Origin of the sequence: Castellaniella sp. (assembly GCF_049650445.1) — a bacterium.
Lineage (GTDB): Bacteria > Pseudomonadota > Gammaproteobacteria > Burkholderiales > Burkholderiaceae_B > Castellaniella.
Genome location: NZ_JBASAD010000011.1, coordinates 107,034 through 120,454, shown reverse-complemented (window position 1 = coordinate 120,454; position 13,421 = coordinate 107,034). Strand labels below are relative to the sequence as shown.

General features: G+C 67.0%; 10 protein-coding genes and 1 pseudogene. 9 read left to right on the top strand and 2 right to left on the bottom strand.

Features of this window, described 5'->3' with window-relative positions; translation table 11 throughout:
- The first annotated feature begins 12 nt into the window (after positions 1 to 12).
- Positions 13 to 732 (top strand): 2-polyprenyl-3-methyl-6-methoxy-1,4-benzoquinone monooxygenase, encoded by a 720-nt coding sequence (gene coq7 / locus WA983_RS03340; protein ID WP_424311597.1) that lies wholly within the window; start codon positions 13 to 15, stop codon positions 730 to 732.
- 411 nt (positions 733 to 1,143) lie between these two features.
- Here the strand turns inward: coq7 and gltS are convergent, their stop codons facing one another.
- A complete protein-coding gene (gene gltS / locus WA983_RS03335) occupies positions 1,144 to 2,412 on the bottom strand; it encodes a sodium/glutamate symporter (protein WP_424311596.1) in 1,269 nt (422 codons plus the stop codon).
- Positions 2,413 to 2,440: 28 nt separating this feature from the next.
- On the bottom strand, positions 2,441 to 3,226 hold the full coding sequence (locus WA983_RS03330; RefSeq protein WP_424252279.1) for an IclR family transcriptional regulator: 786 nt from the start codon (positions 3,224 to 3,226) through the stop codon (positions 2,441 to 2,443).
- A 117-nt stretch (positions 3,227 to 3,343) separates the two neighbouring features.
- Here WA983_RS03330 and gabD point away from each other — a divergent pair, with 117 nt between their 5' ends.
- From gabD to WA983_RS03290, 8 genes and pseudogenes are all read left to right on the top strand, one after another.
- Positions 3,344 to 4,798, top strand: a complete 1,455-nt coding sequence (gabD, locus tag WA983_RS03325; RefSeq protein WP_424252277.1) for an NADP-dependent succinate-semialdehyde dehydrogenase — start codon at positions 3,344 to 3,346, stop codon at positions 4,796 to 4,798.
- Positions 4,799 to 5,030: 232 nt separating this feature from the next.
- Positions 5,031 to 6,113, top strand: coding sequence for an MraY family glycosyltransferase (locus WA983_RS03320; protein ID WP_424252343.1), 1,083 nt, complete (start codon positions 5,031 to 5,033; stop codon positions 6,111 to 6,113).
- 43 nt (positions 6,114 to 6,156) lie between these two features.
- Positions 6,157 to 7,431 carry a Vi polysaccharide biosynthesis UDP-N-acetylglucosamine C-6 dehydrogenase TviB gene (gene tviB / locus WA983_RS03315; protein ID WP_424252275.1) on the top strand — a complete coding sequence of 425 codons (1,275 nt, stop codon included), beginning with the start codon at positions 6,157 to 6,159 and terminating at the stop codon, positions 7,429 to 7,431.
- A gap of 9 nt (positions 7,432 to 7,440) precedes the next feature.
- Positions 7,441 to 8,466 (top strand): SDR family oxidoreductase, encoded by a 1,026-nt coding sequence (locus WA983_RS03310; protein ID WP_424252273.1) that lies wholly within the window; start codon positions 7,441 to 7,443, stop codon positions 8,464 to 8,466.
- A gap of 38 nt (positions 8,467 to 8,504) precedes the next feature.
- Positions 8,505 to 9,860, top strand: a complete 1,356-nt coding sequence (murJ, locus tag WA983_RS03305) for a murein biosynthesis integral membrane protein MurJ (RefSeq protein ID WP_424311595.1) — start codon at positions 8,505 to 8,507, stop codon at positions 9,858 to 9,860.
- 37 nt (positions 9,861 to 9,897) lie between these two features.
- Positions 9,898 to 11,025: a glycosyltransferase family 4 protein gene (locus WA983_RS03300; protein WP_424252269.1), complete on the top strand. Its 1,128-nt coding sequence runs from the start codon at positions 9,898 to 9,900 to the stop codon at positions 11,023 to 11,025.
- A gap of 23 nt (positions 11,026 to 11,048) precedes the next feature.
- On the top strand, positions 11,049 to 12,212 hold the full coding sequence (locus WA983_RS03295) for a glycosyltransferase (RefSeq protein ID WP_424311594.1): 1,164 nt from the start codon (positions 11,049 to 11,051) through the stop codon (positions 12,210 to 12,212).
- Positions 12,209 to 13,231: pseudogene (locus tag WA983_RS03290) on the top strand (glycosyltransferase); the annotation flags it as partial. The gene WA983_RS03295 and the pseudogene WA983_RS03290, both read left to right, overlap by 4 nt.
- Positions 13,232 to 13,421 lie beyond the last annotated feature (190 nt).

The window sequence follows — 13,421 nt, the reverse complement described above, 5'->3', positions numbered from 1 at the left end:
AAAGGATTTCTCATGGAACAGGTCGTGCATGCAGCGGGCAGCAAGGGGTCAGTGGACGGATCGGGCCCCCGCGGCGCGGCTCCGGCATGGCGTCGCCGGGCCGGCCGGCTGGACGCGATCCTGGCCGAGGCCGGGCGCGCCTTGCGCGTTCTGGACGGCACGGTCTCCCACGCACGGGGCAATCCTGCCGGGCCGGCGGCTGCCGCCGATCCCGTGCTGTCCGATGCCGAGTCCCGCCACGCCGCCGGCCTGATGCGGGTCAACCACGTGGGTGAAATCTGCGCCCAGGCCCTGTACCGAGGTCAGGCGCTGCTGTGCAGGGATGAGGGCATACGCCGCGTCCTGTTGCAGGCTGCCGAAGAAGAGGTCGATCATCTGGCCTGGTGTCGACAGCGGCTGGACGAGCTTCACAGCCGCCCGAGTCTGCTCAATCCCCTGTGGTACGCCGGGTCCTTTGGTCTCGGGCTGGCGGCCAGCCGCGCCGGGATTCCCTACAACCTGGGGTTCATGGCCGAAACGGAACGCCAGGTCGAGGAGCACCTGGACGGGCATTTGGACACTCTGCCGGATCAGGACCAGCGCTCGCGGCGGATCGTGACGCAGATGCGCGATGACGAGATCGGCCACCGGACCACCGCCGAGGATCACGGCGCGGCACCGTTGCCTGCTCCGGTGCGGGGCGCCATGCGCCTGATGTCCAAGCTCATGACCACCACGGCCTACCGGATCTAGGCGGGTTGGGCCAGGGTCAGCTAGGGACTTACCCTGTTTTGTGATCGAAAAACTACAAAACACTGGGTATTGTCTATTGACAACAATTTGATCTTGCATTGCAGCAAGATTTGCCTATATACTTTGCTTATCGGATGTCGAAACGTGATTGCAGAGGGAAAACCCCTAATCACGGCGGCTCGGAACCCAGGTTCCTCGCAGCCCGACATGCCCAGGTTGTCTCCTCCACCCTCCTCCTTTGGTGGATTTAGCCCAGGATCTTCGGATCTTGGGCTTTTTTTTATCTGCAAGCAGGCGAAGCCTGCGCAGCGTGGGGGCATTTTTTGCCGCCGGGCCGCCCCAAGGCAAAAAGCGCCCCCTTGGGGGGCAGCAAGCCGAAGGCGCAGCGTGGGGGCGTAAGCTCCCCCCCTTTCATTGCAGGAAAGGAATCTGGGTGAAGAGCTGCAGGATGGCTGCGTTGACCAGATCCACGAAGAACGCACCGACCAGGGGCACGATCAGGTAAGCCTTGTACGAGGGGCCGAAGCGGTCGGTCACGGCCTGCATATTGGCGATGGCCGTAGGCGTGGCACCCAGGCCGAAGCCGCAGTGGCCGGCGGCGACGACGGCGGCGTCGTAGTCCGCACCCATGAAGCGGTAGGTGATCCAGGTCGCGTACAGCATGATCGCCATGACCTGCACGGCCAGAATGATGGATACCGGACCGGCCAGATCGGTCAGTTCCCACAGGCGCAGGCTGACCAGCGCGATGGCCAGGAACAGCGACAGCGAGGTGTTGCCGAGCACGTCGATCGCGCGGTCGAACATCTGGAAGCGGAAGGCGTGGGTCAGCACATTGCGGATCACCACGCCGCTGCCCAGTGCCCAGATGAAGGTGGGCAGTTCGAGGGCCGTGCCGCGCGTCCAGCGGCCGAGCAGGTCGGCGCTGCTCAGGCAGGCGGCGAACATGGCCAGGGTTTCGATCGCGGCATAGGCCGTGATCAGGCGCGGCTGGTCGATGAGCTCGAACGTCAGGCGCTTGTTTTCCTCGTTTTCGCCGGCCTGTGCGTGGCGCGGCGCGCCGGAAATGGCGTCGATATCGCTGCGTGCGCGTGTCTGCGGCAAGGGTGTGCGATTTTGCTTGCGGATCAGGTGGCGCGCCACCGGTCCGCCGATCAGACCGCCGAATACCAGACCGAAGGTCGCCGTTGCGATCCCCAGCGTGGTGGCGCCGGCGATCCCGTATTGCGTCTCCAGCACCGGCCCCCAGGCGCCCGCCGTGCCGTGGCCGCCGGTCAGCGAGATCGAGCCGACCACCAGGCCGATCAGGGGCTTGAGGCCCAGCAATGTCGCCAGTCCGACGCCGATGGCGTTCTGCGCCACGATGAAGAGGGAGACCAGCGCCAGCAGCACGACGAGCGGCTTGCCGCCTTCTTTCAGCCGCGTGAAGTCCGCGCTCAGGCCGATCGAGGCGAAGAACATCAGCATGAACGTCGTTTGCAGATCGGTGTCGAGTTTGAGGGTCAGGCCCGTGGCGGCGTTCAGCAGCGTGATGATGAATGCCGCCAGCAGGCCGCCGGCTACGGGCTCCGGGATGTTGAAGGCGGACAGGAATTTGATGCGAAAGACCAGCCAATGTCCTGTGAGCATCACGAGGGCGGCGATGATGAGCGTGTGGTGGTCGTTGAGGATGATTTCCATGGGCTCTCCGGGTACGACTGGCCCCATTTTAAAACGCTTGTACAGCCCCCAACCGTTCCGACAGCCGATCCGCCAGCTTGCGGATGGCGTCTCCGGCGCGCTCTTCCAGTGCCGGGTTGGCTTCCAGCGAGCGGATGCTGACGGCCACCCCGGCCACGGCCTCGGGATGGCGCGAATCGAAAACCGGCGCGCCGAAGCAATACATGCCGTCGCGCACCCCTTCGTGGTCGGTCGAATAGCGCTGTTGACGGATACGTTGCAGTTCGGTGATGGCTGAGGCGGTGTCGCGCAGGCCGTGATCGGTCAGGGGCGTGGGCCAGCCGCCGGGTTGGCTGTCCAGCAGCTTGCGCGCACTGGCGTCCGGCAGGGTGCTGAGCATGGCCAGGCCCGTGGCGGTATAGACCGCCGGCAGCCGCATGCCGGCGTGGAATTGCAGTCCCAGGGGATGCTTGCCGTTGCGGCAGGCGATGTACACGACCTCGGTGCCGTCGCGCACCGACAGCGTGATGGTTTCTTCCGGCAGGACGCGCATGTCATCCCAGGAGGCGAAGAATTCCTGCGTGATGTCCAGTCGCGTCATGAAGGCGTTGGCCCACATCATCACGTGCGGCCCGAGCGTCATCTGTCCGCCGTCCAGCCGCGTGACCAGATTCAGATGTTCCAGCGTCGCGCACAGGACGTGCAGGCTGCTCTTGGGCAGTTGCAGCGTCTTGGCCAGTTCGGCCAGGGCCATGGGGCGGCCGGTGCGGGCCAGCAGGTCCAGTACGGCAGAGGCGCGGGTCACGGCCGGCGCCAGGATTTTGTCGGTTTGCATGCAAGAACCTGTCGGGTCGGATTGACGCCCGAAGGGCCGGGTCGTTAATATCAGATTGTTCATCCCAATAAACGCCGTTCATTATAATGAACGATCAATCGAGGCACAAGCACAGCCATGCTGACACTGAAAAAACCGGACCTGCTGCGCCAGCAGGCTTATCTCAATGGCCAGTGGTGCGATGCGGATTCCGCCCAAACCATTGCCGTCCATAACCCGGCAACGGGCGAACTGCTGGGCACCGTGCCCCGCATGGGTGCGGCCGAAACGCGTCGGGCCATCGAGGGCGCCCAGACCGCCTGGGGCGCTTGGCGTGCGATGACCGCCAAGGAACGCGCAGCCATCCTGCGGCGCTGGTTCGAGCTGATGACCGAACACGCCCAGGATCTGGCTCTGATCATGACCGCCGAGCAGGGCAAGCCGCTGGCCGAATCCAAGGGCGAAATCGCCTATGGCGCCGCGTTCCTGGAATGGTTCGCCGAAGAGGGCAAGCGCGCCTATGGCGACGTGATCCCTTCGTTCGCCCGGGACCGCCGGGTCGTCGTCACCCGGGAACCCATCGGGGTCTGCGCCGCCATCACGCCCTGGAATTTCCCGTCTTCCATGATCACCCGCAAGGCCGGCGCTGCGCTGGCGGCGGGGTGTCCGCTGGTCGTCAAACCGGCCGAGCAGACGCCGTTTTCGGCGCTGGCGCTGGCGGTGCTGGCGGAACAGGCCGGGGTGCCGGCCGGCGTGTTCTCCGTCCTGACCGGGGATGCGCCCGCCATCGGCGGTGAAATGACGTCCAGCCCGATCGTGCGCAAACTGTCCTTCACCGGTTCGACCGAGGTCGGACGCCTGCTGATGCGCCAGTGTGCTCCCTCGATCAAGAAGCTGTCCCTGGAACTGGGCGGCAACGCGCCTTTCATCGTGTTCGACGATGCGGACCTGGACGCCGCCGTGGAAGGCGCCATCGCCAGCAAATACCGCAATGCCGGGCAGACCTGCGTGTGCACCAATCGTTTCTACGTGCAGGATTCGGTGTATGACGCGTTCAGCCGCAAGCTGGTGGCGGCGGTCGGCAAGCTGAAGGTGGGCAACGGCATGGAAGAGGGCGTCACGCAGGGCCCCCTGATCGATGCTGATGCGGTGGTCAAGGTCCAGGAACACATTGCGGATGCCGTGGCCCAGGGCGGGCGCGTCCTGGTCGGGGGGGAACCCCATGCGCTGGGACATACCTTCTTCCAGCCGACGGTGGTGGCCGACGCCTTGCCCACGATGAAATTCGCTCGCGAGGAAACCTTCGGCCCGCTGGCGCCGCTGTTCCGTTTCAGCGACGACGCGGATGTGGTCCGCATGGCGAACGATACCGAATATGGTCTGGCCGCCTATTTCTACAGCCGCGACATCGGCCGGGTGTGGCGCGTGGCCGAGGCGCTGGAGTACGGCATGGTGGGCATCAACACCGGGCTGATTTCCAACGAGGCCGTGCCCTTCGGCGGGGTCAAGCAGTCCGGCCTGGGGCGCGAGGGCTCGCACTACGGGCTGGACGATTATCTGGTCGTCAAATACTTGTGCATGGGCGGCCTGTGATCCTGTGACTGTTTGATCCGCCGTCCGGTCCAGGTCGGACGGTCGTGCGCCCGGACGGGGCCCCGCAGATACCGCACATCTGCGGGGTCCTTTTGTTGCATCTGTATCCGCTGCGCCGCACCACAAGTTACAAAATTGGCCGATAATCTCGTTTTACCTCAATAGGTCTGACTTGAACGCCTCCAATTTGTCCGCGACGCTCGGCTGGCCCATCATCGGAATTGTCGCCTTCATGGTCGGCGGTCTGATCGTTGTATCGGAACGCTGGCACGGTCGCCTGACGGGCGATACGGACATGCACAAGCCCCAGGCCATGCATGCCCACGCAGCGCCCCGGGTGGGCGGGCTGGCCGTGGTGGCCGGCAGTCTGGCGGGTCTGCTGGTGCTGGGTCCCAGCAACATGACCTTGACCTGGCTGTGGCCGGCACTGTTCGTGTCGGCGCTGCCGGTGTTCGTCGCCGGGCTGCTCGAGGACATCACCAAGGACATCGGTTCCGGCAAGCGCCTGCTGGCGGCCTTCGTGTCGGCCGGCATCGCCTGGTGGCTGCTGGGCGGCGTGTCGCGCGTGGGTCTTTCGTGGGCCGATACGCTGCTGTCGACCTGGCCGATCATTTCGCTGCTGTTCACCATGGTGGCGGTCGGCGGTTGCACGCACGCCCTGAACATCATTGACGGCATGAACGGCCTGGCCGGCATGATCGCCACCCTGATGGCGGTGTCGCTCGCTCTGGTCGCCTGGCAGGTTCAGGACATGCCCATTTTCCTCATCGCCACGTCCCTGGCCTCCGCGACCCTGGGCTTTCTGGTCTGGAATTTTCCCTTCGGCCGGGTCTTCCTGGGCGATGGCGGGGCGTATTTCGTCGGCTTCATGCTGGCTGAGCTGGCCGTGCAACTGGTGGTGCGCAATCCCGGGGTGTCGCCCTTCTATGCCTTGGCCGTGCTGTTCTACCCGGTCTTCGAGACGCTGTTTTCCATCTGGCGCCGCAAGTTCAAACGTGGCGTGCCGGTGGATCAGCCCGACGCGCTGCACCTGCATCAACTGGTGTTTCGCCGTCTGGTACGCATCACGTTCAGCCGAGACCGCCGCCATGCGCTGCCGGCGCTGTGCAACGCCATGACCTCGCCCTATCTGTGGGTGCTGGCGCTGATCGGGCTGGTGCCCGCCACGCTCTGGTGGGACAACGCCTGGCTGCTGTGCCTGAGCATGGGCGTTTTCGCCGCAGCCTACATCTGGCTGTACATCCGCCTGGTGACCTGGCGACGGCCGCGCTGGCTGCTGTTGCCGTCCCTGGGGCGGGGCGTACGGCGCGATTAAAATTTCATATCGTCAAATCGGCATTGATGCCGGGGAGAACCAAATGAACATTCAGGACGTCCGTCTGGCTGTTGTCGGTCTGGGATACGTGGGCCTGCCGCTGGCGGTTGAATTCGGCAAGCACCGTGACGTGCTGGGCTTCGACATCAACACGCGGCGCATCGAGGAACTGCGCGCCGGCCGTGACCATACGCTGGAAGTCGAGGGCCCCGAACTGGCCGAGGCCAGGCAACTGCATTATTCGGCCGACCCCGCCGAGCTGGCCGCCGCCAATGTGTTCATCGTCACCGTGCCTACGCCCATCGACGAATACAAGCAGCCGGACCTGACGCCGCTGGAGCGCGCCAGCGAGACCATCGGCCGCGTCCTCAAGCGTGGCGACATCGTGATCTATGAGTCCACGGTCTACCCCGGCGCGACGGAAGAGGTCTGCGTGCCGGTGCTGGAGCGCATTTCCGGCCTGAAGTTCAACGTGGATTTCTACGCGGGCTACAGCCCCGAGCGCATCAACCCGGGCGACAAGCAGCACCGCGTCGCCACCATCCGCAAGGTCACCTCGGGCTCCACGCCTGAGGTCGCCGAACTGGTCGATGCGCTGTATCGCCAGATCATCACGGCGGGCACGCACAAGGCGCCCTCGATCAAGGTCGCCGAGGCCGCCAAGGTCATCGAGAACACGCAGCGCGACGTGAACATCGCCCTCATCAACGAGCTGGCCCTGATCTTCAACCGCCTGGGCATCGACACGCTGGACGTGTTGCAGGCCGCCGGCACCAAATGGAACTTCCTGCCTTTCCGGCCGGGTCTGGTCGGCGGGCACTGCATCGGCGTCGATCCGTACTATCTGACCCACAAGGCACAGTCCATCGGTTATCACCCGGAAATCATCCTGGCCGGCCGCCGTCTGAATGATTCCATGGGCGGCTACGTAGTGTCCCAACTGATCAAGGCCATGACCAAGCGCCGCATCCAGGTGCAGGGTTCGCGCGTGCTGGTGATGGGCCTGACCTTCAAGGAAAACTGCCCCGACCTGCGCAACACCCGCGTGGTGGACATCGTGCGCGAGCTGGGCGAATACAGCATCGACGTGGATGTCTACGACCCCTGGGTCGACGCGGCCGAGGCGCAGCACGAATACGGTCTGACGCCGGTTTCCAAGCCGGCCGACGGCGCCTACGACGGCATCATCCTGGCGGTGGCGCATGATCAGTTCGCCGCCATGGGGGCCGCCGCGCTGCGCGCGCTGGGCAAGCCCGAGCACGTGCTGTACGACCTGAAATACGTGCTCGCCGCCAGCGAGTCCGACCTGCGTCTCTGAGGCTTTTGCATGACTTCTCGCTACGAATCCGTCCGGGCCGAGCTCCAGGCGCAGCCCCGCACCTGGCTGGTGACGGGCTGCGCCGGCTTCATCGGCTCCAATCTGCTCGAAGCCCTGCTGGGGCTGGGTCAGACGGTCGTCGGCCTGGATAATTTTTCCACCGGCTACCGGCACAACCTGGACGAGGTCGAGTCCCGCGTCAGCCCTGCGCAGTGGGCGCGCTTCCGCTTCATCGAGGGCGACATCCGCGACCTGGACACCTGCCAGCAGGCGGTCAAGGGCGTGCGCCACGTGCTGCACCAGGCGGCGTTGGGCTCGGTGCCGCGTTCGCTGAACGATCCCTTGACCACCAACGCGGTCAACGTCGGCGGCCAGTTGAACATGCTGGTGGCGGCGCGCGATGCCCAGGTCGAATCCTTCGTCTATGCGGCCTCCAGCTCGACGTACGGCGACCATCCCGGCCTGCCCAAGGTCGAGGACCTGATCGGCAAGCCGCTGTCGCCCTACGCGGTCACCAAGTATGTCAACGAACTGTACGCGGATGTATTTGCCCGCGCCTATGGCTTCAAGACCGTCGGCCTGCGCTATTTCAACGTCTTCGGCCAGCGCCAGGACCCGGACGGCGCCTACGCGGCCGTGATCCCGAAATGGGTGTCCTCCATGATCCGCGACCAGGAGGTCGTGATCAACGGCGACGGCGAGACCAGCCGCGATTTCTGCTACATCGACAACGTCGTCCAGGCCAATGTGCTGGCGTCCCTGGCCGGCCCGGACGGCGTCAACCAGGTCTATAACGTCGCCTTCAACGCCCGCACTTCCCTGAACGAATTGTTCGAGCACCTGCGCGGCATCCTGGGGCGCAACGGCGTGGCCTATGCGCGCGCGCCGCGCCATGCCGATTTCCGTGCGGGCGACGTGCGCCATTCCCAGGCCGACATCGGCAAGGCGCGTGGCCTGCTGGGCTACGAGCCGCAATTCGACATCCTGCGGGGTCTGGAAGTCGCCATGCCCTGGTACGTCCAGTTCCTGAGCTGACCCGGGTGTGCGGAGGAGACGTGTGAGGGCTTGTTGACGTGTTCGCGCCGCTGAAACGCCGGCTGGCGGAGTTGCACGCCGATCATCGCCGCATCGCCCTGGGCGCGGCCCGCGTGGCCTTTTTCCTGTTGATGGGCAAGGCCGTGGGCGCGGTCAAGGAAATGGCGGTGGCGTACCGCTACGGCGTCAGCGATGCCGTGGACGCTTACCAGTTCACGCTGACGATCGCGAGCTGGCTGCCGGTGACGCTGGTCGGCGCCTGTTCCGTGGTGCTGATCCCGGCTCTGGTGCGCAGCCGTCAGGACGAGCCTGCTCAACACAGTCGCTTCCTGGGCGAACTGCAGGGCTGGGCCTGGGTGCTGGGGGCCGTGGCGGCCGTCTTGCTGGGCCTGGCCTGGCCGATGATTCTGGACGTGGCGGGGCAGGGTTTGTCGTCCACCGTGCGCGACATGAGCCTGCTGCTGATCCTGGGCTTTGCGCCGGCCGCCTTCTTCACGGTCTGGACGGGCCTGGGTGCGGCGCGCCTGCGGGCGCACGAACGCCACATCAACACCCTGCTCGACAGCGTGCCGGCTCTGGCCATCCTGGTCTGTGTGCTGGCGGCACCTGCGGGCGCCGGGGTGCTGCCGCTGCTCTGGGGCACGCTGCTGGGTTATGCCGTCCAGGCCGTGTGGCAGGATCTCCTGGCGCGACGCGCGGACCGTGTGCCGGTGCGGCCGCGCCTGAGCCGGCACGCGCCGCAGTGGTCCAGCCTGGCGGCCGCCGCCGGCATCATGCTGGTCGGCCAACTGGCCATGAGTTTCGTCGGTCCCCTCGATCAGTACACGGCGGCCGGACTGGGTGCCAACGCCAATGCGACCCTGGGCTACGCGGCGCGGCTGCTGTCGCTGATGATCGGCCTGGGGGCGGCCTCGGTCGGTCGGGCGGCGCTGCCGGTGCTGGCCGACATTCAGGCCCGAGGCGATGCGGCGCATGCCCGCGCCATGGCGCTGAAGTGGTCGTTTGTACTGCTGGGGCTGGGCGCCATCGTGGTGCTGATCGGCTGGTGGCTGGCGCCCTGGCTGGTGTCGCTGCTGTTCGAACGCGGCGCCTTCACTGCGCAGGACACGGTCGCCGTGGCGCACGTGCTGCGCTGGGGCATGTTGCAGTTGCCGTTCTATTTCGGTGTGCTGATCCTGGTGCAGTTGCTGGCCAGCCAGAATCGCTACGGCTGGATGGCGGCCATCGCTGTCCTGAATTTCGGCATCAAGGCCTGGATGAACACCGTGCTGGCGCCGTCCATGGGCGCGGCGGGCATCATGCTGGCGACTGCCTGCATGTACGCCTTGTCCTATGTCTGCTACCTGGGCCTGGCCTGGCGGCGTGTACAACCGTCAGAGGAATTGAAGTCGTGAGCGTGTCGGGTAGTCCCAAGCGCAGCGTCAAGGGGGCATGATGAACGTGGAACGGATCGACCTGATGATCGTGATCCATTCGCTGCGGGGCGGCGGCGCCGAGCGCGTGGCGGTGGATCTGGCCGCCGGCTGGTTGGCGCGCGGCTGCCGCGTGATGATCGTGACCCAGACCGATGATCGTGAGGACGCCTATCCGCTGCCGGAGGGCGTGCGGCGCCACGCGCTGGGGCTGGCGGGCGACAGTGCGGGCCCGGTGGGCGCCTTGTGGGGCAATCTGATGCGGGTCTGGGCGCTGCGCCGGCTGGTGCGCCGCCACCGCCCGGCCGTGGTGCTGGGCATGATGACCCGGGGCTCGGTGCTGGCGGTGCTGGCCGCGCGCGGGCGTGCCCGCGTGATCGCCACCGAGCATGCCCATCCGCCCAGCCTGCCGTTGCCGGCCTTCTGGGAACGGCTGCGCCGCTGGACCTATCCGCGCGCCGACGCGGTCGTCGCCCTGACCCGGGGCACGGCGCAGTGGCTGGACGAACATCTGCCCGGTGTCCGCGCCCAGGTCATTCCCAACGCCGTGCGCTGGCCGCTGGTCGAGGGCGAGCCGGTGCTGGAGCCGCCGTGCGTGCCCGGCCGCCATCGTCTGCTGGCCGTAGGTCGTCTGCATCCGGTCAAGGGTTTCGACGGCCTGTTGCGGGCTTTTGCTCAACTGGCGGCGTTGTTCCCCGACTGGGATCTGACCATTCTGGGCGAAGGCGAGCAGCGCGAGGCGCTGGAGTCCCTGCGCGACGAGCTGGGTCTGGGCGAGCGCGTCAGCCTGCCGGGACGCGTCGGCAATATGGCGGCCTGGTACGGCGCTGCGGACCTGTACGTGCTCAGCTCCCAGGCCGAGGGCCTGTCGAACACCTTGATCGAAGCCATGGCCTGCGGCCTGCCGTGCGTGGCGGCCGATTGCGACACCGGTCCCCGGGAAATCATCCGCGAGGGTCTGGACGGCGTGCTGGTCCGGCCGATCGACGATCCCGACGCCCTGGCGGCCGGCCTGACCGAACTGATGGCCGATGCCGGACTGCGGTCGCGGCTGGCCGGCCGCGCCGTCGATGCGCGTGACCGCTTTGGCACTGCGCGCATCATGGCCCTGTGGGAACAGGTGTTCCAGGGCGAGAGGGTCAACTGATGACGGAGCCGGCCGATTCTCGCATGGTCTCTCACGACGCCTCGGCCGGCCGGCCGAGGCGGATGCTGTTTCTCGTCAGTTCCATGCACGGGGGGGGCGCCGAGCGCGTGGCGGCCACACTGGCCAATGCCTGGGCACGGCGCGGTGACGAGGTCACCCTGGTGTGCTGCTATTCCGGACGCGGGCGCTGCGACCAGGTGCTGGACCCCGGCGTGCGCCTGCTGTGGCTGGCCGACCTGATGCGCGGCCCGGCCTGGTTGCGCCCCGTGGCCAAGCTCGCTGCCCTGCGGCGTCTGGCGCGGGAATCCCGTCCCGACCGGGTGCTGTCCTTTCTGACCAACGTCAATGTGACGGCGCTGCTGGCCCTGCGCGGCCTGGGCCTGCCGCTGGTCGTTGGCGAACGCACCGACCCGGCCCACAGCGTCAATCTGGAAACCAGCCTGCGCCGCTTGCGGCGTTGGACCTACCCCTGGGCGCGCCGCGTCGCCGTACAGACACGCCGCAGCGCACACCATTTGCTGCAGGTGGCGCCGGGCGTGCGCCGCCTCGCGGTGATCCCCAATCCCTTGCCCGACGGACTGCCGGAGCGCCGGGACCACGAACCCGCGGGACCGCGCCACACCCTGGCTGCGCTGGGGCGCTTCAATCCCGTCAAACAATTCGACCGGCTGATCGAATGCTTCGCCGCGATCGCGCCGCACTGCCCCGCTTGGGATTTGTGCATCTGGGGCGAGGGCGCGCAGCGTGAGGCCTGCCTGCAGCGCGTCCGCGAATTGGGGCTGGAATCCCGCGTCCGGCTGCCCGGTTTCAGCCGGACCCCCTGGGAGGACCTGGCCACAGCCCATGCCTTCGTGCTGAATTCCCGCGTCGAAGGTTTTCCGAACGCGCTGCTCGAAGCCATGGCGCTGGGCTTGCCCTGCGTGGCGACGGACTGCCCCTCGGGACCGTCGGAACTGACGCTGGACGGCACCCTGGCCGAGCTGGTGCCGCTGGACGACGAGGCGGCGCTGAGCCGGGCTCTGCTGCAGGTGATGCGCGCCAGCCCCGACGAGCGGGAAGCCCGGGGCCGGGCGGCGGCCGAGTCGGTGCGGGCCCGCTACGGGCTGGACGCCGTTCTGCGGGCCTGGGATGATGCCTGGACGGATGCGGACGGGACGCTGGGTGGCGATGACGAGGAAACTTCATGAATGAAAACGAGGCGGGACAGCCTGGCTATCCCTTGCGGGTGATGCACGTGATTTCGGGTCTGCTGCATGGCGGCGCCGAAACCGTGCTGTTTCGCCTGGCCACGGCGCCCGGCAGCACGGTCCGGCATACGGTGGTGTCCATGCGTGGCGAAGGCGTCATGGGCGCGCGGCTGCGCGAAGCTGGCGTCGAGGTGATCTGTCTGGACATGCAGGGCTGGGCGGGGAATGTGCGTGGCCTGTGGCGGCTGTTCCGTTTGCTGCGCGAACGCCGTCCTGACGTGGTGCAGACCTGGATGTACCACGCCGACCTGATCGCCGGCCTGGCGGCACGCCTGGCCGGTATCCGCGCCGTGGCCTGGGGGGTGCGCAATTCGGGCGTCAGCCTGGGTGAAAGCAGCCGTTCCTCCCGTCTGGCCGCCTGGGCCTGCGCCCGCGTATCGGGCTGGGTGCCGGGCGTCATCGTCGCCTGCGCCCGCAAGGCGGCCGAGGTCCACCGGGGCTGGGGCTACCGCGCCGATCGGGTGCTGGTTGTGCCCAATGGCTACGACCTGGACGTCTGGCACCCGGACGCGGCGGGCGTTGCCGAACTGCGCGCCCGCTGGGGCGTGCCCGAGGGCGCGCCGCTGCTGGGCAGCGTGGCGCGCTGGAATCCGCTGAAAGACCATGAAAACCTGCTGGCGGCGCTGGCCTTGAGCGTGCGCGCCCATCCGGATCTGCGCTGCGTGCTGATCGGGCTGGGCATGTCGCGCGACAACGCGGACCTGATCGCCCTGGCGCGGCACTACGGCCTGCTGGACCATCTGATCTTCCTGGGGCGGCGCGACGACGTGCCGGCGCTGATGCGGGCGCTGGACATCCATGTGCTGTCGAGCAAGGCCGAAGGTTTTCCCAACGTGGTGTCCGAGGCCATGGCCTCCGGCGTGGCCTGCGTCGTGACTGACGTGGGCGATGCCGCCGACATCGTGGGCGAACATGGCTGGGTTGCGCCGCCGGGGGATGCTTCGGCTTTGGCGGACGCCATCGACAGGGCCGTGGGTGCCGTGCGTGATCCGCAATGGCCGGCGCGCCGCGACGCGGCACGTGCCTCCGTCGAGCAACGCTACAGCCTGCAGACCATGGTGGACCGCTACGAAGCCGTCTGGCGCCGCCTGGCCGCTGATTTCCCGGGGTCCGGAAAGGGGCGGAGGACGGGTGGTCCGGATGACGCGA

What these genes read in the sequence shown, in the direction of transcription:
- gabD (WP_424252277.1), top strand. Translation starts at nt 3,344, where the DNA reads ATGCTGACACTGAAAAAACCGGACCTGCTGCGCCAGCAGGCTTATCTC.
- WA983_RS03300 (WP_424252269.1), top strand. Translation starts at nt 9,898, where the DNA reads ATGATGAACGTGGAACGGATCGACCTGATGATCGTGATCCATTCGCTG.
- gltS (WP_424311596.1), bottom strand. Translation starts at nt 2,412, where the DNA reads ATGGAAATCATCCTCAACGACCACCACACGCTCATCATCGCCGCCCTC.
- coq7 (WP_424311597.1), top strand. Translation starts at nt 13, where the DNA reads ATGGAACAGGTCGTGCATGCAGCGGGCAGCAAGGGGTCAGTGGACGGA.
- WA983_RS03295 (WP_424311594.1), top strand. Translation starts at nt 11,049, where the DNA reads ATGGTCTCTCACGACGCCTCGGCCGGCCGGCCGAGGCGGATGCTGTTT.
- tviB (WP_424252275.1), top strand. Translation starts at nt 6,157, where the DNA reads ATGAACATTCAGGACGTCCGTCTGGCTGTTGTCGGTCTGGGATACGTG.
- WA983_RS03330 (WP_424252279.1), bottom strand. Translation starts at nt 3,226, where the DNA reads ATGCAAACCGACAAAATCCTGGCGCCGGCCGTGACCCGCGCCTCTGCC.
- WA983_RS03310 (WP_424252273.1), top strand. Translation starts at nt 7,441, where the DNA reads ATGACTTCTCGCTACGAATCCGTCCGGGCCGAGCTCCAGGCGCAGCCC.
- WA983_RS03320 (WP_424252343.1), top strand. Translation starts at nt 5,031, where the DNA reads ATGGTCGGCGGTCTGATCGTTGTATCGGAACGCTGGCACGGTCGCCTG.